Origin of the sequence: Pseudomonas sp. Z1-29, assembly GCF_051131995.1 — a bacterium.
GTDB lineage: Bacteria > Pseudomonadota > Gammaproteobacteria > Pseudomonadales > Pseudomonadaceae > Aquipseudomonas.
The window spans coordinates 4,570,879-4,595,649 of the sequence record NZ_CP071645.1 but is presented as its reverse complement, the minus strand read 5'-3'; the positions used below and the strand labels follow the sequence as shown (position 1 = coordinate 4,595,649).

Genomic DNA, 24,771 nt, shown 5'->3' with positions numbered 1-24,771 from the left:
TATACACACGATCAAAGCGGTAGGAATCACCCCGCCACCAACACCCGAATCGCCTCCAGCCGCAACGCAGCCTTCTCCAGCATCGCCAACCCTTGCTCACGCTGCTGGCGCAGAGCCTCCAGTTCGCTGTCGCGCACGGTAGGGTTCACCGCTTGCAAAGCGGTCAAACGGGCCAGTTCCTCTTCGGTGTCGGCCGCCAAACGGCGTTGCGCCTCGGCCACGCGTTCGGCGTGACGCGGGGCGATCTTCTCTTCGCCGGCGTTGATCCGTGGCGAGAGCTGGTCGCGCTGGGCCTGGATGAACTTGTTGGCGCTGGCGCGGGGCACGCTTTCGAGCTGGTCGTTAAGGGTTTCGAACGACACCCGGCCCGCCAGGTCGTTGCCGTTGGCATCCAGCAGGCAGCGCAGGGCGGCCGGTGGCAGGTAGCGGCCCAATTGGAGCGAGCGCGGGGCGACCACTTCGCTGACATAGAGCAGTTCCAGCAACACGGTGCCAGGCTTGAGCGCCTTGTTCTTGATCAGCGCCACGGCGGTGTTGCCCATGGAGCCGGACAGCACCAGGTCCATGCCGCCTTGCACCATCGGGTGCTCCCAGGTGATGAATTGCATGTCTTCACGAGACAGCGCCTGGTTGCGGTCATAGGTGATGGTCACGCCTTCGTCGTCGCCCAGGGGGAAACTGGCGTCGAGCATTTTTTCGCTCGGCTTGAGGATCAGTGCGTTATCGGAATGGTCCTCGCTGTCGATACCGAAGGCGTCGAACAGGGTTTCCATGTAGATCGGCAGGGCGAACTGGTCATCCTGTTCAAGGATGGCCTCCACCAAAGCGTCGCCTTCGCCCGCACCGCCGGAATTGAGCTCCAGCAGACGGTCGCGACCGGTGTGCAGCTCGGCCTCCAGGCGTTCGCGTTCGGCGCGCGCCTCGTCGATCAATGCCTGCCACTCGCCGTCGTCGGCTTCTTCCAGCAACGGCAGCAGGCGCGGGCCGAACTGATGTTGCAAGGCGTTGCCGGTCGGGCAGGTGTTGAGGAAAGCATTCAGCGCCTCGTGATACCACTGGAACAGCCGCGCCTGCGGGCTGGTTTCCAGGTACGGCACATGCAGCTCGATAGTGTGTTTCTGGCCGATCCGGTCCAGACGACCGATCCGCTGTTCCAAAAGGTCCGGGTGCGCCGGCAGGTCGAACAGCACCAGGTGATGGGCGAATTGGAAGTTGCGACCCTCACTGCCGATTTCCGAGCAGATCAGCACCTGGGCACCGAACTCTTCGTCGGCAAAGTAGGCCGCCGCGCGGTCGCGCTCAAGGATGTTCATGCCTTCATGGAACACCGTGGCCGGAATGCCGGAGCGCACGCGCAGGGCGTCTTCCAGGTCCATCGCGGTTTCGGCGTGGGCGCAGATCACCAGGACCTTGGTGCGCTTGAGCATCTTCAACTGATCGATCAGCCATTCGACGCGCGGGTCGAATTTCCACCAGCGTTCTTCTTCGCCGGCTTCAGGCTGAGCCTGGAAGCTGACTTCCGGATACAGCTCGGCGTGTTCGCCCAGCGGCAGTTCCAGGTATTCGTCAGGGCACGGCAGCGGATAGGCGTGCAGCTTGCGCTCGGGGAAACCCTGGACGGCAGCGCGGGTGTTACGGAACAGCACGCGGCCGGTGCCGTGGCGGTCCAGCAGTTCGCGAACCAGGCGGGCGCTGGCTTCGATATCGCCATCGTTGACGGCGGTCAGCAGCGCTTCGCCTTCATTGCCCAGGAAACCATGGATGGTCTGGTGGGCCTCGGGCGACAAGCGTCCCTTGTCCAGCAGCTCCTGGACGGCTTCGGCCACCGGGCGATAGTTCTCGCTTTCGGCACGGAAGGCCTGCAGATCGTGGAAGCGGTTCGGGTCCAGCAGGCGCAGGCGAGCGAAGTGGCTGTCCTGGCCCAGTTGTTCCGGGGTGGCGGTCAGCAGCAGCACGCCAGGGATGGTCTCGGCCAACTGTTCGACGAGCGCGTATTGCGGGCTGACCTGGTCTTCGTGCCACACCAGGTGGTGCGCTTCGTCGACCACCATCAGGTCCCAGCCGGCGGCGAACAGCGCGTCCTGGGCCTTTTCGTCCTCTACCAGCCATTCCAGCGCGACCAGCGCCAGTTGGGTGTCCTCGAACGGGTTGCTGGCATCACTTTCGATAAAGCGTTCTTCGTCGAACAGCGCGACCTGCAGGTTGAAGCGCCGGCGCATCTCCACCAGCCACTGGTGCTGCAGGTTTTCCGGGACCAGGATCAGGATGCGACTGGCGCGGCCGGAAAGCAGTTGCCGATGGATGATCAAGCCGGCTTCGATGGTCTTGCCCAGGCCCACTTCGTCCGCCAGCAATACCCGTGGCGCAATGCGGTCGGCGACTTCACGGGCAATATGCAACTGATGAGCGATCGGTTGGGCACGCACGCCACCCAGGCCCCAGAGCGGCGACTGCAGTTGGCGGCTGGTGTGTTCCAGCGTGTGGTAGCGCAGGGAGAACCAGGCCAGCGGATCGATCTGCCCGGCGAACAGGCGATCGCTGGCCAGGCGGAACTGGATGAAGTTCGACAGTTGGGTTTCCGGCAGCGTGACGACTTCGTTCTGCCCGTTGAGGCCGTGGTAGACCAGCAGCCCGTCGACGTCATCGACTTCGCGCACGGTCATTTTCCACCCTTCGAAGTGAGTGATCACGTCGCCCGGCGAAAACCGCACGCGGGTGAGGGGCGCATTCCGTAGCGCGTACTGGCGAGTGTCGCCAGTGGCCGGGTAGAGCACGGTCAACAAGCGGCCGTCCTGTGCCAGAACGGTGCCCAAACCCAGCTCGGCTTCGCTGTCACTGATCCAGCGTTGCCCCGGTTGATACTGCTGCGCCATGCTGCCTGACTCCCGCCGTGAAAAAGCCGGCTATCTTAACGGAATGACGCGTCAGACCAAAGGATTTACGCACGTAACCAGCGCTCGTGACGGCTTGCCCATCAACCGGCCCAACGGAACTTAAGCGTGTTCTGCGATCAAACAAGCTTGTGTCCTCGCCCCGCGTAATGCCAACCAGCTCACAAGTTTCAGACCAGCGGTTCAAGCTGTCCTCGCCGCCGCCGACAACCTGAAGACAGGAGACCTTTATGTTGCCACCCATGCTCCCCTTGAGCGCCGTACCCATCACCGCTCAGCAGGATCCGATCCGCCCGCGACCGGATATTCCTCCCGTGGTCCCGGTACAACAAAGCTCCAACGAAAGCACCATCGACCTGCAAAAGGGTGACCCGGAGGAGGCCGCTCTGTTGCTGCGCGAAGAGCAGCGTCGCCAGCAGGAGCGCAACCGGCGCCGCCGCGAAGCCGACGAGGATCCCGAAGAACATCTGGCTGTTCCGGGCACGGAACTGAACGCCGACAACACCGTGCCGGTCGTTCCGCTCGTCGAGGGCGAAGAGCGCCAGGGCCTATGGGTGGACATCCAGATCTGAGGTCTCGTCGACGTCGCTGGCTGGTCAACGCAACCGGTAACCCGCATCATGGACGCATCCGCCACTCACCGTACGATGTCGACACAGCATGAGCCAAGAAGACAAACTGATTGATCTCGGTGCAGAGCGCGCAAAGCGCGTTCACGACCTCAACGAAAAACGTCTCAATGAAGTCCGCCAGGCCTTCGAGCAGGCCATGCCCTTGGGCAAGCCGAAGAAAAAATCGAAAAACAAACCGAAAAAGCGCTGAACCCCCTCGATCCATTGATATGGATCAGTTATCACCCTTCCTTTGCGCTCCGTCGCGAGCGTTATTGACCCCGGTCAATTTTCCTCCAGGCCTGATCGGTTAACTTGATCCCATCGCAACAGGGGCAAGACCAGGAGGCCAGTCATGTTTATCGATAATGTGGTGTTTGCCGGTGTGTTGACGGTCGGCCTCATGTTCGTGTTTTTCGCAGGGTTTGGATTATTCATCTGGAAAGACGCACACAAGCGCAAAAAGCCGTAGGTCTTTCCGGCTACAACGAGCACGCAAGGCATTTGGGCGACTTCGGTCGCCCTTTTTTTTGGGGCGAATTTCCAGACCAACACAAAACCACTGTGGGAGCGAGCCTGCTCGCGAAGGCGGAGTATCAGTCATCCACCCAGTGGCTGATACTCCGCTTTCGCGAGCAGGCTCGCTCCCACAAGTTGTTCAATGTCAGGGCATAAAAAAGGTGCGAACCGCAAGGAACGCACCTTTTTCACGAGCCGCTGAAACTCAGCTGCCGATGGCCTTCGACGCCAGCCAGAACAGTGCCGCCGACAGGCCCACCGTCGCTGGCAGGGTCAGCACCCAGGCCAGCAGGATGGTCTGGACCGTGCCGCCCTGCAGGCCGCTCTTGTTGGCCACCATCGTGCCCGCCACGCCGGAAGACAGCACGTGGGTGGTGGAAACCGGCAGGCTGAAGATATTCGCTGCACCGATCATGCAGGCCGTGGTGATCTGCGCCGACATGCCTTGGGCGTAGGTCATGCCTTGCTTGCCGATCTTCTCGCCGATGGTCAGTACCACGCGCTTCCAGCCGACCATGGTGCCCAGGCCGAGGGCCAGGGCAACCGCCAGGATTACCCAGAACGGGGCGTATTCGGTGGTCGCGGTCAGGTCCTTGCGCAGCTTGTTCAGGTCGTCTTTTTCACGGGCTGCCAGGCCAGGCAACTTGCCGACCTTTTTCGCCGTGTCGTCCAGGCAAAGCAGGTAGCGGCGCACTTCGATGCGGCTTTCCGACGGCAGCGAGTGGTAATCCGCCACGCCTTTGAGGGTGTCGAGCAGCGCATTGATGGTCGGTTCGGTCTGCTGCGGGTTGCAGCGGAATTTCTCCGGCAGGTCGCCTTCGACGCTCTTGCCCAAGGCCAGGAATTCACCCAGCGACTCGTTGTTGCGCTTGTAGAACTGGCTAAGGTGCAACGTCGCGTCGCGGGTGCGCTCGATCTGGTAGGTAGTGCTGTTCAGGTCGAGTACGAACTGTGCGGGTACGATACCGATCAACACCAGCATGATCAGGCCGATGCCTTTCTGGCCATCGTTTGAGCCGTGGACGAAGCTGACGGCCATGGCGGAAATCACCAGTACCAGGCGATTCCAGAACGGCGGATGTTTCTTGTCGTCGATCTTGCGGCGCTGTTCCGGCGTCTTGTGCATCTTCGACAGCGGGCGCCACCATTTCAGGCTGAGCAACACCAGGGCCGCGATCAGGAAGCCGGCCATCGGCGAGAACACCAGGGAGGCGCCGATATCGATCGCTTTCTGCCAGTTCACCCCGTCGGCCAACGGGATATCGTTGATCAGCGCATTGGCCAGGCCCACGCCGAGGATCGAGCCGATCAGCGTATGGGAGCTGGACGCCGGGATACCGAAGTACCACGTGCCGAGGTTCCAGGTGATGGCCGCCGCGAGCAGCGAGAACACCATGGCCAAGCCGTGTCCGGTGTTCACATTGATCAGCAGCTCCACGGGCAACAGGTGAACGATGGCGTACGCCACCCCCACGCCACCCAGCAGTACGCCGAGGAAATTGAACACACCGGAAAAGAACACCGCCAGGTGAGGCGGCATGGCTTTGGTGTAGATAACAGTGGCAACCGCGTTAGCGGTGTCATGAAAGCCGTTGATGAACTCGAAGGCGAGGACAAAAGCCAGGGCGAGCAAGAGGCTCACGAGCACCCAAGCATCCAGTCCGCTGAATAAATCGATCATGAAGGTTTTCTGACCCGGTCATAAGGGGGCGCGATTATGCCAGAAAACCTCGCTAATCGATGCATCGACTGCTCATCGGTAACATTCTTCAACGAAATAACCGGCAGGAAGCCGTGCAGGCCGGGGTTTTGAATAGGCTGGGCAACCCTTTGATTTCGGGATGAAAATGCCGGCTGGCAAGGTTCTGCGCAGGGCGCGAAGGGGCTGGGGCGGGCGCCTGAAAATCTGAAAAAGAAAATCAGCGGTGAATGCCCGCCGACCGATGGTGCAGAGAATGACGGCCCGCTTTTGGCGGGCCCTCGCTATCGGCGTCCGACCAGGGTGTGGCCGGACACGCTACGGAACTCAAGCCCGGAGAATCATTCTTCCTCGGCCTTGAGTTCTTTTTCCATCTTTTGCAGTTCCTGGCTGAACGCCTGGTCCTGAACAGTGGCGCGTTTGCGCCAGGGTTTGCGTTCCGGTTCAGGTTGCGCGGCGTAGGTGGTGATTTCTCCGCCGTAAACTTCCTTGTAACGTTGTTCCTGGCGCTCAAGTTCCGCGCGCAGTTCGTCTTTCGTCACATGATTACCTAATGAATTGAAATTGATCTGGTGATACGCACTGCATGTACGCGATGCAGACGGCCACGGCACCAGAGCTGATAGCTGACGTAGCATCAGGGTTTCGCATATTGCCGATACGGGAGACGCGGCCAGGGTACTGACACAACAAAACCATTGTGCCCGCGGAAGCCATTGGCCGATCCGCCACTGACGCGCATTATAGCGGTCCGCCGCAATAACACTAGCAAAGTTAAAGTACCGGGTTACCGGTGTGAATCAATATCGCATAAGTGTTGCTAGTTGTGCGGCACGTATCACAAGTGTCGATATCCTGACGTCATTTTCATATGACAAGTTCATTATTCTTTGTCGCTGTTCAAGTTCGTCGTCCAAGGTGCTTGCTGGAAAAACGCAAAAAACGGCAAGACTGGCAGGTGCGTGCTGATTGCGATTATCGACCGCCGGTTCGATAATCGCACGGTGTTGATGGGTCGACACTTGTCTGTCCGACGGGCAGCCGCTTGTAATAGCCGTCATTCCGGGAGAACCAGAGATGAACGACCAATTGCGCAACGCCTTCACTTCAGTAGCGCCGCCGATCGTCGCTTCGCCGGCCAAGCGGATCCAGGCCCTGACCGGTGACCCGGACTTCATGACCTCGCTGGCCCGTGGACTGGCCGTGGTCCAGGCATTCCAGGAGCGCAAGCGTCACCTGACCATCGCCCAGATCAGCCACCGCACCGAAATTCCCCGCGCGGCGGTGAGGCGCTGCCTGCACACGTTGATCAAGCTCGGCTACGCCACCACCGACGGACGGACTTATTCGCTGTTGCCCAAAGTGCTGACCCTGGGCCATGCCTATCTGTCGTCGACACCGCTGGCGGTTTCTGCCCAACCGTACCTGGACCGCATGAGCGAACAGCTGCACGAGGCCTGCAACATGGCGACGCTGGAAGGCGATGACATCCTTTACATTGCCCGGTCGGCCACGACTCAAAGGCTGATTTCGGTGGACCTGTCCGTCGGTGGCCGCCTGCCAGCCTATTGCACGTCGATGGGCCGGATCCTGCTGGCGGCACTGGATGACGCGTCGCTGCGCGATTATCTCGAGCATGCCGACCTGCAGGCCAAGACCAGCCGCACCCTGCACACGCCCGAGGCGCTGCTCGAATGCCTGCAACAGGTCCGGCAGCAGGGTTGGTGCATTGTCGATCAGGAACTGGAACAGGGCCTGCGCTCGATTGCCGTGCCGGTATACGATGCTTCGGGCCAGGTGGTGGCGGCCCTGAACGTCAGCACCCATGCCGGACGGGTCAGCCGCAACGAGCTGGAGCAGCGCTTTTTGCCTGGCCTGCTCGGGGCCAGCCGGGACCTGAGCGCGCAACTGTTCACTTAAGCTGTTCGATAAACGCACACACTCCGCTTCGGTGAATTGACGGTATTTGCCCGGGCTCATTAATGTCGCGCAGCGTCATCTGGCGTTTCTTGCGTGGAATAAAAATAAAATGAACCAGCCCCAGACCTCCGTAGGCACCTGCCTCGATGTGCAGTCCTTCATCAATGCCCAGCCCATTTCTCGTTACCAATGGCGAGTGGTCATTCTCTGTTTCCTGATCGTTTTCCTCGATGGCCTCGACACCGCGGCCATGGGATTCATCGCCCCGGCGCTTTCCCAGGATTGGGGCATCAATCGGGCCAGTCTTGGCCCGGTGATGAGCGCAGCGCTGATCGGCATGGTATTCGGCGCACTGGGTTCCGGCCCATTGGCTGACCGTTTCGGACGAAAAATCGTATTGGTGGGGGCGGTCGTGTTGTTCGGCGCTTTCAGCCTGGCCTCGGCCTTCTGTACCAACGTCGACCAACTGCTGGTGCTGCGTTTTCTGACCGGCCTGGGATTGGGGGCCGGGATGCCGAATGCCACGACCTTGCTCTCGGAATACACCCCGGAACGCAAGAAGTCCCTGCTGGTCACCAGCATGTTCTGCGGCTTCAACCTGGGTATGGCCGGCGGCGGTTTCATCTCCGCCAAGCTGATACCGGCGTTCGGCTGGCACAGCTTGCTGCTGATCGGCGGCGTGCTGCCGTTGATCCTGGCGGTGGTGCTGGTGTTCTGGCTGCCGGAGTCGGCGCGTTACCTGGTGGTGCGTAACCGTGGTACCGACAAGGTGCGCAAGACCCTGGCGCCGATCGACCCGCCGACCATCGCCCAGGCGGCCAGCTTCAGCGTGCCCGAACAAAAGACCGTAAAAGCGCGCAACGTGCTGGCGGTAATCTTCTCCGGTACCTACAGCGCCGGCACGTTGTTGTTGTGGCTGACGTATTTCATGGGGCTGGTGATTGTCTATCTGCTGACCAGTTGGCTGCCGACGCTGATGCGCGACAGCGGCGCGAGCATGGAGCAGGCGGCGTTCATCGGCGCGCTGTTTCAGTTTGGCGGCGTATTGAGTGCCGTCGGGGTGGGTTGGGCGATGGACCGCTTCAATCCGCACAAGGTCATCGGCATTTTCTACCTGATGGCCGGGATATTTGCCTACGCAGTGGGGCAGAGTCTGGGCAACATTACCTTGCTCGCCACCCTGGTGCTGGTGGCCGGCATGTGCGTCAACGGCGCGCAATCGGCGATGCCGTCCCTGGCGGCGCGCTTCTACCCAACCCAGGGCCGGGCCACCGGGGTGTCGTGGATGCTGGGCATCGGCCGGTTCGGCGCAATTCTTGGCGCGTGGATGGGCGCGACGTTGTTGGGGTTGGGCTGGAACTTCGAACAGGTCCTGACCGCGCTGGTGATTCCAGCGGCATTGGCGACCGCGGCGGTCGTTATCAAAGGCATGGTCAGCCATGCGGATGCGACCTGACTTTTTCTCTGAAGCTGAATCTGCACCTGTGGCGAGGGAGCTTGCTCCCGCCGGGGCGCGAAGCGGCCCTGTTTTTTGGGGGCTGCTTTGCAGCCCAGCGGGAGCAAGCTCCCTCGCCACAGGCCCTGCGTTGTTTCAGGACAGAGTAAATCGATAGCTACGCAACAATCTGTTCGATAAACGAACACTCTGTCGATTATCGGATTGTTTGGCGTTTTTCCCCGGCTTAATCTTCATTCACCCAGGCGCTGGTCCTCGCGCCTCTTTCTTCATGTCGGTCTACTGGATAACGGGAGCCTGCCCCATGGCTGAAATCCTTTCGCTGCACGACGCGGTGAAGCAGTTCGTCAACGACGGCGATACCGTCGCGCTCGAAGGCTTCACGCACCTGATCCCGACGGCGGCGGGTCATGAAATCATTCGTCAGGGCAAGAAGAACCTGACCCTGGTGCGCATGACGCCTGACCTGATCTACGACCAGTTGATCGGCGCCGGTTGTGCTCGCAAACTGATTTTTTCCTGGGGCGGCAATCCTGGCGTGGGTTCCTTGCACCGGCTGCGCGATGCGGTCGAAAAGCAATGGCCGCATCCGCTGGAAATCGAGGAGCACAGCCACGCCGACCTGGCCAATGCCTACGTTGCCGGCGCCTCCGGCCTGCCGTTCGCAGTACTTCGGGCCTACGCCGGCTCCGACCTGCCGAAGGTCAATCCGCTGATCAAGAGCGTCACCTGTCCCTTCACCGGGGAAGTGCTTGCCGCCGTGCCGTCGGTGCGACCGGACATTACCGTGATCCACGCACAGAAGGCCGACCGCAAGGGCAACGTGTTGCTGTGGGGCATCCTCGGTGTGCAGAAAGAAGCGGCCCTGGCGGCCAAGCGTTGCATCGTCACCGTGGAAGAAATCGTCGACGACCTGAACGCGCCGATGAACGCCTGCGTGCTGCCTACCTGGGCCTTGAGCGCGGTATGTCATGTACCGGGTGGCGCGCATCCGTCCTACGCTCACGGCTACACCGAGCGTGACAATCGTTTCTACCAGGCGTGGGATCCTATCGCCCGGGACCGTGAGACATTTACCGCATGGATTGACGAGTACATCCATGGCACCAGGGACTTCAGTGAATTCCAGGCCCGGCTGGCGGCCGCTTCGCAGGTGAAACCATGACTTATTCCACCAATGAGATGATGACCGTCGCCGCGGCCCGTCGGCTGAAGAACAACGCCGTGTGTTTCGTTGGCATCGGCCTGCCGTCGAAAGCGGCCAACCTGGCGCGGCTGACTTCGTCGCCTGATGTCGTCCTGATCTACGAATCCGGTCCGATCGGCGCCAAGCCCAGCGTATTGCCGCTGTCCATCGGCGACGGTGAACTGGCGGAAACCGCGGACACCGTCGTACCCACCGGTGAGATTTTTCGCTACTGGCTGCAGGGCGGGCGCATCGACGTCGGCTTTCTCGGCGCGGCCCAGGTGGACCGTTTCGGCAACATCAACACCACGGTGGTCGGCGATTATCATCAGCCGAAAGTCCGCTTGCCGGGTGCCGGTGGCGCGCCGGAAATTGCCGGCTCGGCGAAAAGTGTGCTGATCATCCTCAAGCAATCGGCGCGTTCGTTTGTCGACAAGCTGGACTTCATCACCTCGGTCGGTCACGGCGAAGGCGGTGATTCGCGCAAGCGCCTCGGCCTGCCGGGCGCTGGCCCCGTAGGGATCATCACTGACCTGTGCATCATGGAACCGGAAGCCGGCAGCCATGAGTTCGTGGTCACTTCGCTGCACCCCGGGGTGACCCGTGAGCAAGTCATTGCCGCCACCGGCTGGGCGATCCGTTTCGCCGACCAGGTGCAGACCACCGCCGAACCGACCGAGGTCGAGTTGCGCGCATTGCGCGACCTTGAGGCCCGTACCGCTGCGGCCCACGGCCAGACTCCAGGAGAAGCCTGAATGCGCGACGTTTTTATCTGTGATGCGATTCGAACCCCCATCGGCCGGTTCGGCGGCAGCCTGTCCGCGGTGCGTGCCGATGACCTGGCGGCCGTGCCGATCAAGGCGCTGATGGAACGCAACCCATCGGTGGATTGGCGCGCGGTGGACGAAGTGTTCCTCGGCTGCGCCAACCAGGCCGGTGAAGACAACCGCAACGTCGCGCGCATGGCCTTGTTGCTGGCCGGGCTGCCGGAGAGCATCCCCGGCGTGACGGTCAACCGCCTCTGCGCCTCGGGCATGGACGCTATCGGCACGGCGTTTCGTGCCATTGCCAGCGGCGAAATGGAGCTGGCCATCGCCGGCGGCGTCGAATCGATGTCCCGCGCGCCGTTCGTGATGGGCAAGGCCGATGCGGCGTTCTCACGCAACATGAAGCTGGAGGACACGACCATTGGTTGGCGCTTCATCAACCCGCTGATGAAAGCCCAGTACGGCGTTGATGCAATGCCGCAGACCGCTGATAACGTGGCGGATGACTACGCGGTGTCCCGCGCAGATCAAGACGCCTTTGCCGTGCGCAGCCAGCAGCGTGCGGCGGCGGCCCAGGCGGCGGGATTTTTTGCCGAGGAAATCGTGCCGGTTCGCATCGCCCACAAAAAGGGCGAAACGGTGGTCGAGCAGGACGAGCATCCACGCGCCGACACCACGTTGGAAACCTTGGGCCGACTCAAACCGGTCAACGGCCCGGACAAGACCGTGACCGCCGGCAACGCCTCGGGCGTGAATGACGGGGCGGCGGCGCTGATCCTCGCGTCCGCCGAAGCGGTGAAGAAACACGGCCTGACCCCCAGAGCCAGAGTGCTGGGCATGGCCAGCGCCGGCGTCGCGCCACGGGTGATGGGCATCGGCCCGGTGCCGGCGGTGCGCAAACTGACTGAGCGCCTGGGCCTGGCGGTCGCCGATTTTGACGTGATCGAGCTTAACGAAGCCTTTGCCAGCCAGGGCCTGGCGGTGTTGCGCGATCTTGGGCTGGCGGACGATGCTCCGCACGTCAATCCGAACGGTGGAGCCATTGCCTTGGGCCATCCACTGGGCATGAGCGGGGCGCGGCTGGTAATGACAGCGCTGCATCATCTGGAAAAGACCGGCGGCAAGAAAGGCCTGGCGACCATGTGCGTTGGCGTCGGCCAAGGTCTGGCGCTGGCTATCGAACGCGTCTGACGGGTCGTCCTACCAATAAGAAACCGAGGAATGCTGCATGACTGACAAGCCTGGTTACCGTCGCCCTCAAGTGGGCACTCAGCCGGAGTATCTGCACCCGCCGTACCAGTCCACCAACCTGCGCTCGCCGTCCAAGCCGTTGGTGTACCTGCCCCATTCATTGTCGGAAATCACCGGGCCGACCGTAGGTGCCGATCGTCTTCAGGAGAAGGACCATGACCTGACCGCCCAGCATGCCGGTGAGCCGCTCGGTGAACGGATCATCATTCACGGGCGCGTGCTCGATGAGCACGGCGAGCCGGTACCGGGCATCCTGATCGAGATCTGGCAGGCCAACGCCGCCGGTCGCTACAACCACGACCGTGACAACCACGATGCGCCGCTGGACCCGAACTTCACCGGCACCGGTCGCACCGTGACCGATGCCGATGGCGGCTATCAGTTCCAGACCATCAAGCCCGGCGCCTATCCGTGGGGCAACCACCACAACGCCTGGCGCCCGGCGCATATCCATTTTTCATTGTTCGGGCCGAGCATCCTGACACGCCTGGTCACACAGATGTATTTCCCCGGTGATCCGTTGCTGGGATACGACCCGATCTACAACTGCGTGCCGGACAGCCGTGCCAAGGAACGCTTGATCGCCAGTTTCGACCTGGAAAAAACCATTCCTCACTACGCCCTCGGTTATCGCTGGGACATCGTCTTGCGCGGCCGCGAAGCCACGCCGATGGAGAAATAAGATGACGCTCAACGCCACTACGTCCCACACCGTCGGCCCTTACTACCACATCGGCCTGACGTGGCTGAACCGCGAAGACCTGACCGACGCCCAGACGCTCGGCCAGCGCGTGGCGATCACCGGGCAAGTGATCGACGGCAACGGCCAGTTCGTCAACGACGCCATGCTGGAAGTCTGGCAGGCCAACGCCGCCGGTAAATACGCTCACCCGGAAGACGATCAGGACAAACCGCTGGACCCGCATTTCGACGGTTTCGGCCGGGTGCCGGTGGATGCCGAAGGGCGGTTCCGCTTCACCACCATCAAGCCGGGCACCGTGCCGGGGTTGGGCGGTACGACCCAGGCGCCGCATCTTGTCGTGCTGGTATTTGCTCGCGGGTTGGTCAAGCATCTGTTGACGCGCATCTATTTCGCCGACGAACCCGCCAACGAAGCTGACCCGTTGCTGGCCTGCGTACCCGAGGGGCGTCGCGACACCATCGTGGCCAGGCCCGATGCGTCGGGTGTTTACCAGTGGAACGTGATTCTCCAGGGCACGGATGCCGAGACAGTGTTCTTCGATTACTGAGTGAAAACCCCCGTGGCGAGGGAGCTTGCTCCCGCTGGCTTGCGCAGCAAGCCCATGGCAGGCGACGCGGTGCATCCAAAACAGCGCCGGGCCTGGTTTTGCGACTGCTGCGCAGCCGAGCGGGAGCAAGCTCCCTCGCCATAGGTGGCAAGACTGTGGAACGGGAGTGTTACGAAGTATGTCTAGACTTCGTCAGTCCCCAACGAGTGATTAACCCATGACCACCCCAATCAGCCATTACACCGGCGAAGAACGCAGCAAGCGCATCTTCGCCATCGTCGGTGCCTCATCCGGCAACCTGGTCGAATGGTTCGACTTCTACGTCTATGCGTTCTGCGCGATTTATTTCGCCCCGGCGTTTTTCCCATCGGACAATCCGACCGTGCAACTGGTCAACACGGCGGGGGTATTCGCCGCCGGGTTCCTGATGCGGCCCATTGGCGGCTGGATTTTCGGCCGGGTAGCGGACCGTCACGGGCGCAAGAATTCAATGATGATCTCGGTGATGATGATGTGCTTCGGCTCGTTGCTCATCGCCTGCCTGCCCACCTACAAGGACATCGGCGTCTGGGCGCCGGTGCTGCTGTTGTTCGCTCGCCTGCTGCAAGGCCTGTCGGTGGGCGGCGAGTACGGCACGACTGCGACCTACATGAGCGAAGTCGCCCTCAAGGGGCAACGCGGCTTTTTTGCCTCGTTCCAGTACGTGACGCTGATCGGCGGACAACTTTTGGCGGTGTCGCTGGTGGTGATCCTGCAGCAGTTTCTCAGCGAAGACGAACTGCGCGCTTACGGTTGGCGAATCCCGTTCGTGGTGGGCGCCGCCGCGGCGTTGATTTCCCTGTTCCTGCGCCGGTCCCTGAAGGAAACCACCAGCAAGGAAATGCGCGAAAACAAAGACGCTGGCAGCATCGCCGCGTTGTTTCGCGACCACAAGGCTGCGTTCATCACCGTGCTGGGCTACACCGCCGGCGGTTCGCTGATTTTCTACACCTTCACCACTTACATGCAGAAGTACCTGGTGAACACCGCCGGCCTGCATGCCAAGACCGCCAGTTACATCATGACCGGCGCGCTGTTTCTCTACATGTGCATGCAACCGCTGTTCGGCATGCTCGCAGACAAGATCGGCCGGCGTAACTCCATGCTCTGGTTCGGCGGCCTGGGGGCGTTGTGCACCGTGCCGATCCTGCTGACGCTCAAGGGCACCAGCAACCCGTTCCTGGCGTTTGTCCTGATCACTTTTGCCTTGGCGATCGTCAGCTTCTACACCTCCATCAGCGGTCTGGTGAAAGCCGAAATGTTTCCACCAGAAGTGCGGGCGCTGGGAGTAGGGTTGGCCTATGCGGTGGCAAACGCGATTTTTGGCGGTTCGGCCGAGTACGTTGCCTTGAGCCTGAAAGCCCAGGGCATGGAAAACGCTTTTTATTGGTATGTCACGGTGATGATGGTCGTTGCGTTCCTGTTCAGCTTGCGCCTGCCAAAACAGCCAGCGTATTTGCACCACGATCTTTAAAGGCTTGGTTGATTCATTGTGGCGAGGGGATTTATCCCCGTTGGGGTGCGAAGCGCCCCTGATCCGCAACTCGGTGTGTCAGGCAGATCGAGTCGGCTGTTTGGGGCTGCTGTGCAGCCCAGCGGGGATAAATCCCCTCGCCACAGGAATATCCGGCCATAAAGGCATCCATTTTTCGAAGGACTGTTTATGAGCGAACGACCGGGCAATCAGCTGTTCGATGCCTACTTCACCGCCCGCGACATGCGCGAAGTGTTTTGCGATGCGGGGCGTGTGCAGGCGATGCTCGACTTTGAGGCGGCGCTGGCCCGGGCCGAGGCGCAGGTTGGGCTGATCCCCCAGGAGGCGGTGGCGCCGATCGGGAATGCCTGTCGCGCCCAGCTGTACGACTTTTCAGCGTTGAGCGAAGCGATTGCCAGTGCCGGCAATTCTGCGATCCCGCTGGTCAAGGCGTTGGGCAAGCGCATCGCTGCCGAGAGCGCCGAGGCCGAACGCTACGTGCACTTGGGCGCAACCAGCCAGGACGTGATGGACAGTGGCTTGGTGCTGCAACTGCGCCAGGCGCTCGGACTGATCGAAGGTGAGCTGGCGCAACTGGCTGTCACCCTGGCTCGACAAGCCGAACGTTACGCCGCCGCGCCGCTGGCCGGGCGTACCTGGCTGCAACACGCCACGCCGGTCACCCTGGGGATGAAAATCGCCGGCTGGCTGGGGGCCGTCACGCGCAGTCGCCAGCGCTTGCGGGAACTCAAGCCACGCCTGTTGGTACTGCAATTTGGCGGCGCCTCCGGGACCCTTGCCGCCCTGGGGAAGCAGGCGCTGCCGGTGGCCGAAGCCTTGGCCGCCGAGCTGCAACTGAACCTGCCGGAGCAGCCTTGGCACACCCAGCGCGATCGCTTGGTGGAGTTCGGCGCGGTGCTGGGCTTGATCGCCGGCAGCCTGGGCAAACTGGGGCGCGACGTCAGCCTGTTGATGCAGACCGAGGCAGGCGAGGCGTTCGAACCTTCGGCGCCGGGCAAGGGCGGTTCGTCGACCATGCCCCACAAGCGCAACCCGGTGGGCGCGGCGGTGTTGATCGGCGCTGCGACGCGGGTGCCCGGTTTGTTGTCGACGCTGTTCAGCGCCATGCCCCAGGAACATGAGCGCAGCCTCGGCCTGTGGCACGCCGAATGGGAAACCCTGCCGGACATCTGCTGCCTGGTGTCCGGCGCGCTGCAACAGGCGCGACTGCTGGCCGAAGGGTTGGAAGTGGATACGGCGCGCATGGCCCGTAACCTGGAACTGACCCAAGGGTTGGTGCTGGCCGAAGCCGTCAGCATCGTCCTGGCCCAGCGGGTTGGTCGCGACACCGCGCATCATCTGCTGGAGCAATGCTGCAAGCGCGCGGTGGCCGAACAACGGCATTTGCGCGAGGTGCTGGGGGAAGAACCCCAGGTCACCGCGCAGTTATCCGCGACCGAGCTTGATCATCTGCTCGACCCGGCCCACTACCTCGGACAAGCCCAGGCCTGGGTTGCCCGAGCGGTGGCCGAACACCTTGCCTTGAATGCCTGAAAGGAGATTGTTGTGGGATTGGTCAAACTCGCCGAGGGCGATCTGAGCTATTGTTTTGATGAGCGGCGATTGGACGGGCCGCAGGCCGCCCCGGTGCTGGTGCTCTCCAACTCTTTGGGTACCGATTTGCATATGTGGGACGAGCAGGTCGCGGCGTTCAGTGAACACTTTCGGGTCTTGCGTTTCGACACCCGTGGTCACGGCCGGTCGCTGGTCACCGAGGGCCCCTACAGCATCGAACAGCTGGGCCGCGACGTGCTGGCGATGCTTGATGCGCTGGATATCGACAAGGTGCATTTCTGCGGCCTTTCAATGGGTGGCCTGATCGGCCAATGGCTGGGAATCAACGCCGGCGAGCGCCTGCACAAACTGGTGGTATGCAACACCGCCGCGAAGATCGGCGACCCTTCGATGTGGAACCCGCGCATCGAAACCGTGCTGCGTGATGGCAAGGCGGCGATGGTGGCGTTGCGTGATGCGTCGATTGCCCGCTGGTTCACGCCGGATTTCGCCAAGGCCCATCCGGCGACGGCGGAAAAAATTACCGACATGCTGGCGGCGACCTCGCCCCAAGGCTATGCGGCCAACTGCGCCGCAGTACGCGACGCCGATTTTCGTGAGCAGCTATCGCTGATCCGTGTGCCACTGCTGGTGATCGCTGGCACCGAAGATGCCGTGACGCCGCCAGCGGGCGGACGTTTCATCCAAGAGCGGGTCGAGGGTGCCGAATACGCCGAGTTTCATGCCGCGCACTTGTCCAACGTCCAGGCCGGCGCCGCGTTCAGCGCGCGGGTACTGGATTTCCTGCTTGATACTGGCCGCGCCTGAGGAGTTTTTTGTGGACGAGAAACAACGTTACGACGAAGGCATGCAAGTACGCCGCGCAGTGCTGGGCGATGCCCACGTCGACCGCAGCCTCAATGCACTGACCGAATTCAACAGCGAATTCCAGGAGATGATCACCCGCCACGCCTGGGGCGACATCTGGACCCGCCCGGGCCTGCCGCGCCATACCCGCAGCCTGATCACCATCGCCATGCTGATCGGCATGAACCGCAACGAAGAACTCAAGCTGCACCTGCGCGCCGCCGCCAACAACGGCGTGAGCCGCAGCGAGATCAAGGAAGTGATCATGCAGAGCGCCATCTACTGCGGCATCCCGGCGGCCAACGCCACCTTCCACCTGGCCGAATCCGTCTGGGATGAACTGGGCACCGAATCACGAACCTGAGACCACCCCCAATCCCCTGTGGGAGCGAGCCTGCTCGCGAAGGCGTAGGTCAGCTCGCATCGATGTTGGATGAGATGATGCCTTCGCGAGCAGGCTCGCTCCCACAATGAATTTATGTCGTATGAAGATTCGATGACCACCGAAGATCCGGTGTGGGAGCGAGCCTGCTCGCGAAAGCGGTGGATCAGCCGACATCCATCCCAACTGACCCTCCGCTTCGGCTTCACAACAAGCTGATCGGATAGCTGACAATCAACCGGTTCTCATCGAACTCATTGGTATTGAAGTCCCGGCGCATCGTCGAGTTGCGCCACTTCACGTTGAGACTCTTCAGCGCACCGCTCTGCACGGTATAAGCCAGCTCAGTCTCGCGGCCCCATTCCTTGCCGTCATCGACGGTGGCGGTGTGCACGTTGTCGCCGCTGATGTAGCGGTTCATCAGGGTCAGGCCCGGCACGCCGACGGCGGCGAAGTTGAAGTCATGGCGCAGTTGCCAGGATTTTTCCTTGGCGTTGTCGTAGCTGGAGTTGTAGCTGTCGTTCGCCAGGGTCCCGCCGCTGGTGCCGTTGACGCGCATCCAGGCGTCATCGCCGCCGACTTTCTGCAGGCCGACATAGAAGGTGTTGCCGCCGTACTTGGCGGAGAGCATGGCGAACGCGGTCTTGTTGTCGAGATCGCCGGCCAGGGCGCTGCCGTCTTCCTTGCCGGTGAAGTAGCCCAGGTTGGCGCCCAGGGTCCAGTCGCCCATGGGTTGGCTGTGGGTCAGGTTGAAATATTGCTGCTGGTAGATGTCGGACAGTTCCGCGTACCAGACGCCGACCTGGGTGCGTTTTTCGTTGAAGGCGTATTCGCCGCCGCCGAAGTTGAAACGGTCCGAAGTGAAGGCACCGCGGCCGTTCATCGACATGTCTTCCATGCTCGCGTCGTTGCGCGGGCTGTTGCCACGGAACTGACCGCCATAGAGGCTCAGGCCGTTGATCTCGGTGGAAGTGACCTGGCCGCCCTGGAAGGTTTGCGGCAGGGAGCGGCCGTCGTCGGAACGCAGGATCGGCAGCACCGGCATCCACTCGCCGACTTTCAATTCAGTCTTCGAGACCTTGGCCTTGAGGGCCACGCCCAAACGACCAAAGTCATCGGCCGGACGACCGTCGTCGTGCACCGGCAGCAACTGGGTACCGGCGGTGCCGCGACCGCCGTCGAGCTTGACCGAGTACAGGCCGAGCACGTCCACGCCGAAACCGACCGTGCCCTGGGTGAAACCGGACTTGGCGTCGAGGATGAAGCTTTGAGTCCATTCCTCGGCCTTGCCTTGGGCGGCGGCGTCGTTGACGAAGTTGCGGTTGAAATAGAAGTTACGCAGGTTCAGCGTGGCCTTGGCGTCCTCGACGAACCCCGATTCCGCTGACAACACTGGCAATGCTACGCCGGACAGCGCGACGGCAATGAGGCTGGGGAAAACTTGCTGTGTGGGTTTCATGGGCGTGTCTCTTGTTTTTCTGTGGACGAAGCGAGTCGTTGCCGCAACCCTTGGGTTGCAGGCGGTACGGTGGGGCTGGACGGTTAAAGTGGCTGAGGATCAGCCGGACGGTGCAGGGCGTAGGAGCATGGCGTCGAACCTGTTGTTATTGGTTTTGTGCGAGCGATGGTGAAGGGCCGCCCGGGATCGGTTCAATTGCGATTTGCGGGTTTCGGGCGATTATCGAACGGCAAAACAACGAACGAGCGTACGCGATTCCTGTGGGAGCGAGCCTGCTCGCGATGGCGGAGTTTCAGTGACGGAGATGCTGGATGTAATAACCGCTTCGCGAGCAGGCTCGCTCCCACAGGAGGAAACGCGGTTTCACCAAGAACCAGGTCGGCTATCAGGCCGCCTCGCCTCGCGGTGGACGTTGATCCCGGCGCCCCGTTAACCACGCTGGCCGAACGCAGGCATTGTGGAGTGGGCATCCCGGCATGGATGCCGGGATAGCCGCCCTGGGCCAAGGATGGCCCTTCGCGGCGGGCCCACGGAGCAATGCCGGAGTGAGGGCATGCCGAGCCTTAGCGAGGCACCGAGTGGTGGGGCAAAAGCGTTTTGCTTACTTTTACGCTTCATAAAAGTGAGTCGCTGTAAAAGCGAAACCGCCAGTAGCCCTTACCGCAGCAACGGATATGTACTCGATCAACAAAACACTCGTCGGCGACAGGACCGCTATCGCGAGCAGGCTCGCCCCCCACATTTGATTTGTGTTGGGGCTGGGAATCAGGCGCAAACAAAAAGCCCACCTTTCGGTGGGCTTCGTGTTCAACGTTCAAGCATCCATCAAAACAACTTCGTCTCCGGCGCTTTCTCCGCGATCGGTTCGCGCTTGCCCGTCTCGGCATTCCAGCCGCCGCCCAGGGCCTTGTACAAATTGACCTCGCTGGTCAGTTGCGCAAGGCGATCGGTGATCAGCGATTGCTGCGCGCTGAACAACTGGCGCTGGGCGTCGAGGAAAGTCAGGTTGCTGTCGACGCCGATACGGTAGCGACGCTCGGCCAGGCGGTAGTAGTCCTGGTTGGCGGCGACGAAGTCGGTCTGTGCCTGCAACTGTTCGTTGTAGGTCTGACGCGCGGCCAGGCCGTCGGAGACTTCCTGGAACGCGGTCTGGATCGACTGCTCATACTGCGCGACGTTGATGTCTTTCTGGATCTTCGCGTAATCCAGGCTTGCCCGCAGGCTGCCGGCGTTGAAGATCGGCAGGTTGATCTGCGGAGCGAAGGTCCAGGTGCCCGAGCCGCCCTTGAACAGGCCGGACAGGTCCGGGCTGAGGGTGCCGGCATTGGCCGTCAGGCTGATGCTTGGGAAGAACGCGGCCCGCGCGGCGCCGATATTGGCGTTGGCGGCGAGCAGGTTGCGTTCGGCCTGGAGGATGTCCGGGCGCCGTTGCAGCAGGTCCGAGGGCAAGCCGGGTGGCACTTCGCTGAGCAGGTCGGCGCTCAGCGGTTGTGTCTGCAGGTTGGCCGGCAGGCCGGTGCCCAGCAGCAGGGTCAGGCTGTTTTCGTCCTGGGCCACCTGGCGGGTGTAGCGGGCCAGTTGCACGCGGGCGTTTTCCACCGCCGTACGGGCTTGGCTCAAGTCCAGGGCCGAGGCCACGCCGACTTCGGCGCTGCGCGAGGTCAGCTTCAGGCTTTGCTCATAGGTGCCGAGGGTATCCTGGGTCAATTTGAGCAGTTCCTTGTCGGCCTGCCAGGTCAGGTAAGCGTTGGCGACGTTGGCCACCAGGCTGATCTGGGTGCTGCGGCGGGCTTCTTCGGTGGCGAAGTAGCTTTGCAACGCTTGCTCGCTCAGGCTGCGGACACGACCGAACAGGTCCAGTTCGTAGGCGCTGATCCCCAGTGTCGCCGAGTAGGAGCTGCTGATTGCCGCTTCACCGGTTTGCGAGGCGCGTGCCGGCACCCGCTGACGGTTGCCGGAGCCGGTGGCCGAGACTGCCGGGAACAGGTCGGCGCGCTGGATGCGGTACTGCGCGGCGTAGGCGTCGATGTTCAGCGCCGCGACGCGCAGGTCGCGGTTGTTTTCCAGGGCGACCTGGATCAGCTGTTGCAGTGCCGGGTCGTGGAAGAACTGTTTCCAGCCCTGCTCGGCGGCGGCCTGGCCGGGTGCTTTGGCCGGCTCATAGGCCGGCCCTTGCGGGTACTGCGCCGCGACCGGTGCTTCGGGCCGCTGATAGTCGGGAATCAGCGAGCATCCGCTGAGCACGACGGCGGCGATGGTCAGGGAAAGTAGCGACTTGCTCATTGGCCAGCCTCTTTAGAAGTTTCAGGAGTGTGGTCCTGGTCGATATTTTTACGTCGACCGATTGACGACACCGTCACGAAGAACAATGGCACCCAGAAGATTGCCAGGATGGTCGCGGTGAGCATACCGCCAATCACGCCGGTACCGATGGCGTGCTGGCTGCCCGAGCCGGCGCCGGTGGAAATGGCCAGCGGGACGACGCCGAGGACGAACGCCAGGGACGTCATGATGATCGGCCGCAGACGCATCCTGCAGGCTTCGATCGCGGCCTCCACCAGCGTCCGGCCCTGTTCATGGAGCTCCTTGGCGAACTCGACGATCAGGATGGCGTTTTTCGCCGCCAGGCCGATGGTCGTCAACAGACCCACCTGGAAGTACACGTCGTTGGACAGGCCGCGCAGGCTGGTGGCCAGCAGGGCACCGATGATCCCCAGCGGCACCACGAGCATGACCGCGATCGGAATCGACCAGCTTTCATACAGCGCCGCCAGGCAGAGGAATACCATCAGCAGCGAGAGCGCGTACAGAGCCGGCGCCTGAGAACCCGACAGGCGTTCCTCGTACGACAGGCCGGTCCAGGAGATGCCGACACCCGCCGGCAGCTTCTGCGCAATGGCCTCGACTTCGGCCATCGCTTCACCCGTGGAGTAACCTGGCGCCGGAGCACCGAGGACTTCCATCGCTTCCACGCCGTTGTAACGGGCCAGTTTCGGCGAACCGTAGGTCCACTCGCCCTTGGCGAAGGCGCTGAACGGCACCATGGTCCCGGCGCTGTTGCGCACGTACCATTTGTTCAGGTCCTCCGGGCTCATGCGCGCGTCCGGTCGGCCTTGAACGTAGACGCGTTTCACCCGACCACGGTCGATGAAGTCATTGACATAGTTACTGCCGAGGGCAATCGACAGCGTATTGTTAATGTCCGAAAGGGTGATGCCCAGGGCACTGGCCTTCTCGTCATCGATGTCCAACTGGTACTGGGGCTCGTCGTTGAGACCGTTCGGACGCACCTGGGTCAGGACCTTGCTCTGCGAAGCCATGCCCAGGAACTGGTTGCGAGCCTCCATCAGCTTTTCGTGACCGATGCCGGCGCGGTCCTGCAGGAACACGTCGAAACCGGTGGCGTTACCCAATTCCATCACCGCTGGCGGAGCGAAGGCAAACACCATCGCGTCGCGGAACGTGAAGAAGTGCTGCTGGGCGCGGCCGGCGATCTTGAATACGGTGTTGTCGGCGTTTCGCTCTTCCCACGGCTTGAGCATGATGAACGCCATGCCGGAGCTCTGGCCACGACCGGCGAAGTTGAAGCCGGTTACGGTAAACACCGAGGCCACGCCATCCCCTTCACCGCCGTCCTTGCTCGGACGCAGCAGGAACTCACGCATCTTGTCCACCACCACCTGGGTGCGCTCGGCACTGGAGCCGGCCGGTGTCTGCACCTGGGCGAACAACACGCCCTGGTCTTCTTCCGGCAGGAACGCGGTGGGGATGCGGGTGAACAGCCAGACCATGCCGACCAGAATGATCACGTAGGCCAGCAGGTACGGGGCCTTGTGCTTGAGCATGTTGCCCACGCCACGCTCGTAGCTGCGGACGCCACGGTCGAAGTTGCGGTTGAACCAGCCGAAGAAACCGCGTTTCGGCGTGCCGTGCTCGCCCTTGGGGATTGGCTTGAGCATGGTGGCGCACAGGGCCGGGGTGAAGATCAGGGCCACCAGCACCGACAGGGCCATGGCCGAGACGATGGTGATGGAGAACTGCTTGTAGATCACGCCGGTGGAGCCGCCGAAGAACGCCATCGGCAGGAGTACCGCCGACAGCACCAGGGCGATGCCCACCAGGGCGCCCTGGATCTGGCCCATGGATTTCTTGGTCGCTTCCTTGGGCGACAGGCCTTCTTCGCTCATCACCCGTTCGACGTTTTCCACCACCACGATGGCATCGTCCACCAGCAAGCCGATGGCCAACACCATGCCGAACATGGTCAGGGTGTTGATGCTGAAACCGAACGCGGCGAGGATCCCGAAAGTACCCAGCAGTACCACCGGCACCGTCATCGTGGTGATGATGGTGGCGCGGAAGTTCTGCAGGAACAGGAACATTACCAGGAACACCAGCGCGACCGCTTCGATCAGGGTTTCAATCACGCCCTTGATCGATTCGCTCACCACTGGCGTGGTGTCGTACGGGAATACCACTTCCAGGCCTTGCGGGAAGAATGGCTTGAGATCATCGACGGTCTGGCGCAGGGCCTTGGCCGTGTCGAGGGCGTTGGCACCGGTCGCCAGTCGCACCGCCAGGCCGGAGGCCGGCAAGCCGTTGAACTGAGCGTTGATACTGTAGTTTTCGCCGCCCAGGGCCACATCGGCGACATCGCCGACGCGCACTTGCGAGCCGTCCGGGTTGACCTTGAGCAGGATCGCCTTGAACTGCTCGGCGGTCTGCAGGCGGGTCTTGCCGATGATGGTGGCGTTCAACTGCTGGCCGGGCAGGGCAGGCAGGCCGCCGAGCTGGCCGGACGCGACCTGGACGTTCTGCGCGGAAACCGCGTTGCTCACATCCACCGGGTTCAGGTTGAATTTGTTCAACTTGGCCGGGTCGAGCCAGATCCGCATGGCGTACTGGGCACCGAAGACCTGGAAGTCGCCGACGCCCTTGGTGCGCGAGATCGGGTCCTGCATGTTCGACACGATGTAGTTGGACAGGTCCTCACGAGTCATGCTGCCATCGCGCGAGACCACGCCGATCACCATCAGGAAGTTTCTCACCGACTTGGTCACGCGGATGCCTTGTTGCTGCACTTCCTGCGGCAACAGCGGAGTGGCCAGGTTCAGCTTGTTCTGCACCTGGACCTGCGCGGTATCGGAGTTGGTGCCTTGCTCGAAGGTTGCGGTGATGGTCATGCTGCCGTCGGAGTTACTTTCCGACGACACATAACGCAGGTTGTCGATGCCGTTGAGCTGTTGCTCGATGACCTGCACCACGGTGTCCTGCACGGTTTGTGCGGATGCACCCGGGTAGGTCACCTGGATCGCAATGGCCGGCGGCGCGATGCTCGGGTACTGGTTGATCGGCAACTTGAGGATCGATAGGGCTCCAACCAGCATGATCACCAGGGCAATCACCCAGGCGAAGATCGGACGGTCGATAAAGAATTTCGACATGG

The 24,771-nt window shown here is 62.0% G+C and carries 20 protein-coding genes; 14 read left to right on the top strand and 6 right to left on the bottom strand.

The annotated features are described in order from the left end of the window. Positions 1 to 26 precede the first annotated feature (26 nt). Complete coding sequence (gene rapA / locus J3P84_RS20920) at positions 27 to 2,873, bottom strand: RNA polymerase-associated protein RapA (protein ID WP_434625613.1); 2,847 nt, start codon at positions 2,871 to 2,873, stop codon at positions 27 to 29. 248 nt (positions 2,874 to 3,121) lie between these two features. Here rapA and J3P84_RS20915 point away from each other — a divergent pair, with 248 nt between their 5' ends. The 3 genes from J3P84_RS20915 (at position 3,122) to ccoM (ending at position 3,974) form a co-directional block, all read left to right on the top strand. Next, positions 3,122 to 3,463: an aspartate-semialdehyde dehydrogenase gene (locus tag J3P84_RS20915; RefSeq protein WP_434569549.1), complete on the top strand. Its 342-nt coding sequence runs from the start codon at positions 3,122 to 3,124 to the stop codon at positions 3,461 to 3,463. Positions 3,464 to 3,551: 88 nt separating this feature from the next. After that, positions 3,552 to 3,713 (top strand): hypothetical protein, encoded by a 162-nt coding sequence (locus J3P84_RS20910; protein WP_434569548.1) that lies wholly within the window; start codon positions 3,552 to 3,554, stop codon positions 3,711 to 3,713. 144 nt (positions 3,714 to 3,857) lie between these two features. Continuing rightward, positions 3,858 to 3,974 (top strand): cytochrome c oxidase subunit CcoM, encoded by a 117-nt coding sequence (ccoM, locus tag J3P84_RS20905; protein WP_030139315.1) that lies wholly within the window; start codon positions 3,858 to 3,860, stop codon positions 3,972 to 3,974. Between the two features lie 252 nt (positions 3,975 to 4,226). On the opposite strand, the gene J3P84_RS20900 is transcribed toward ccoM, so the two are convergent. Both J3P84_RS20900 and J3P84_RS20895 read right to left on the bottom strand, forming a co-directional pair. Further along, positions 4,227 to 5,702 (bottom strand): inorganic phosphate transporter, encoded by a 1,476-nt coding sequence (locus J3P84_RS20900; protein ID WP_305496282.1) that lies wholly within the window; start codon positions 5,700 to 5,702, stop codon positions 4,227 to 4,229. A gap of 359 nt (positions 5,703 to 6,061) precedes the next feature. Further along, entirely contained in the window at positions 6,062 to 6,262 is a 201-nt protein-coding gene (locus tag J3P84_RS20895; protein WP_305496281.1) for a hypothetical protein, read from the bottom strand. Between the two features lie 535 nt (positions 6,263 to 6,797). Here J3P84_RS20895 and pcaR point away from each other — a divergent pair. The 11 genes from pcaR (at position 6,798) to pcaC (ending at position 17,848) form a co-directional block, all read left to right on the top strand. Continuing rightward, complete coding sequence (gene pcaR, locus J3P84_RS20890) at positions 6,798 to 7,640, top strand: pca regulon transcriptional regulator PcaR (RefSeq protein ID WP_305496280.1); 843 nt, start codon at positions 6,798 to 6,800, stop codon at positions 7,638 to 7,640. Positions 7,641 to 7,749: 109 nt separating this feature from the next. Further along, positions 7,750 to 9,096: an MFS transporter gene (locus J3P84_RS20885; RefSeq protein ID WP_434625610.1), complete on the top strand. Its 1,347-nt coding sequence runs from the start codon at positions 7,750 to 7,752 to the stop codon at positions 9,094 to 9,096. A gap of 304 nt (positions 9,097 to 9,400) precedes the next feature. Further along, positions 9,401 to 10,261 (top strand): CoA transferase subunit A, encoded by an 861-nt coding sequence (locus J3P84_RS20880; protein ID WP_434625607.1) that lies wholly within the window; start codon positions 9,401 to 9,403, stop codon positions 10,259 to 10,261. After that, on the top strand, positions 10,258 to 11,037 hold the full coding sequence (locus tag J3P84_RS20875; protein ID WP_420764441.1) for a CoA-transferase subunit beta: 780 nt from the start codon (positions 10,258 to 10,260) through the stop codon (positions 11,035 to 11,037). Before J3P84_RS20880 ends, J3P84_RS20875 begins: the two co-directional genes overlap by 4 nt. Then, positions 11,038 to 12,240: a 3-oxoadipyl-CoA thiolase gene (gene pcaF / locus J3P84_RS20870; RefSeq protein WP_434569544.1), complete on the top strand. Its 1,203-nt coding sequence runs from the start codon at positions 11,038 to 11,040 to the stop codon at positions 12,238 to 12,240. Positions 12,241 to 12,277: 37 nt separating this feature from the next. Further along, positions 12,278 to 12,982, top strand: a complete 705-nt coding sequence (gene pcaH, locus J3P84_RS20865) for a protocatechuate 3,4-dioxygenase subunit beta (RefSeq protein ID WP_434625605.1) — start codon at positions 12,278 to 12,280, stop codon at positions 12,980 to 12,982. A 1-nt stretch (position 12,983) separates the two neighbouring features. Further along, positions 12,984 to 13,550 (top strand): protocatechuate 3,4-dioxygenase subunit alpha, encoded by a 567-nt coding sequence (gene pcaG / locus J3P84_RS20860; RefSeq protein ID WP_434625603.1) that lies wholly within the window; start codon positions 12,984 to 12,986, stop codon positions 13,548 to 13,550. Positions 13,551 to 13,767: 217 nt separating this feature from the next. Further along, positions 13,768 to 15,063, top strand: a complete 1,296-nt coding sequence (locus J3P84_RS20855) for an MFS family transporter (protein WP_434625601.1) — start codon at positions 13,768 to 13,770, stop codon at positions 15,061 to 15,063. A gap of 189 nt (positions 15,064 to 15,252) precedes the next feature. Then, positions 15,253 to 16,617, top strand: coding sequence for a 3-carboxy-cis,cis-muconate cycloisomerase (locus J3P84_RS20850; protein ID WP_434625599.1), 1,365 nt, complete (start codon positions 15,253 to 15,255; stop codon positions 16,615 to 16,617). A 12-nt stretch (positions 16,618 to 16,629) separates the two neighbouring features. Next, complete coding sequence (gene pcaD, locus J3P84_RS20845) at positions 16,630 to 17,445, top strand: 3-oxoadipate enol-lactonase (protein ID WP_434569539.1); 816 nt, start codon at positions 16,630 to 16,632, stop codon at positions 17,443 to 17,445. A 10-nt stretch (positions 17,446 to 17,455) separates the two neighbouring features. After that, complete coding sequence (gene pcaC / locus J3P84_RS20840) at positions 17,456 to 17,848, top strand: 4-carboxymuconolactone decarboxylase (protein WP_305496270.1); 393 nt, start codon at positions 17,456 to 17,458, stop codon at positions 17,846 to 17,848. A gap of 223 nt (positions 17,849 to 18,071) precedes the next feature. On the opposite strand, the gene J3P84_RS20835 is transcribed toward pcaC, so the two are convergent. From J3P84_RS20835 to emhB, 3 genes are all read right to left on the bottom strand, one after another. Then, positions 18,072 to 19,325, bottom strand: coding sequence for an OprD family porin (locus J3P84_RS20835; protein WP_434625596.1), 1,254 nt, complete (start codon positions 19,323 to 19,325; stop codon positions 18,072 to 18,074). 825 nt (positions 19,326 to 20,150) lie between these two features. Continuing rightward, positions 20,151 to 21,608, bottom strand: coding sequence for an AdeC/AdeK/OprM family multidrug efflux complex outer membrane factor (adeC, locus tag J3P84_RS20830; RefSeq protein WP_434625594.1), 1,458 nt, complete (start codon positions 21,606 to 21,608; stop codon positions 20,151 to 20,153). Beyond that, positions 21,605 to 24,769 (bottom strand): efflux RND transporter permease subunit EmhB, encoded by a 3,165-nt coding sequence (gene emhB / locus J3P84_RS20825; protein WP_434625592.1) that lies wholly within the window; start codon positions 24,767 to 24,769, stop codon positions 21,605 to 21,607. Before emhB ends, adeC begins: the two co-directional genes overlap by 4 nt. Positions 24,770 to 24,771 lie beyond the last annotated feature (2 nt).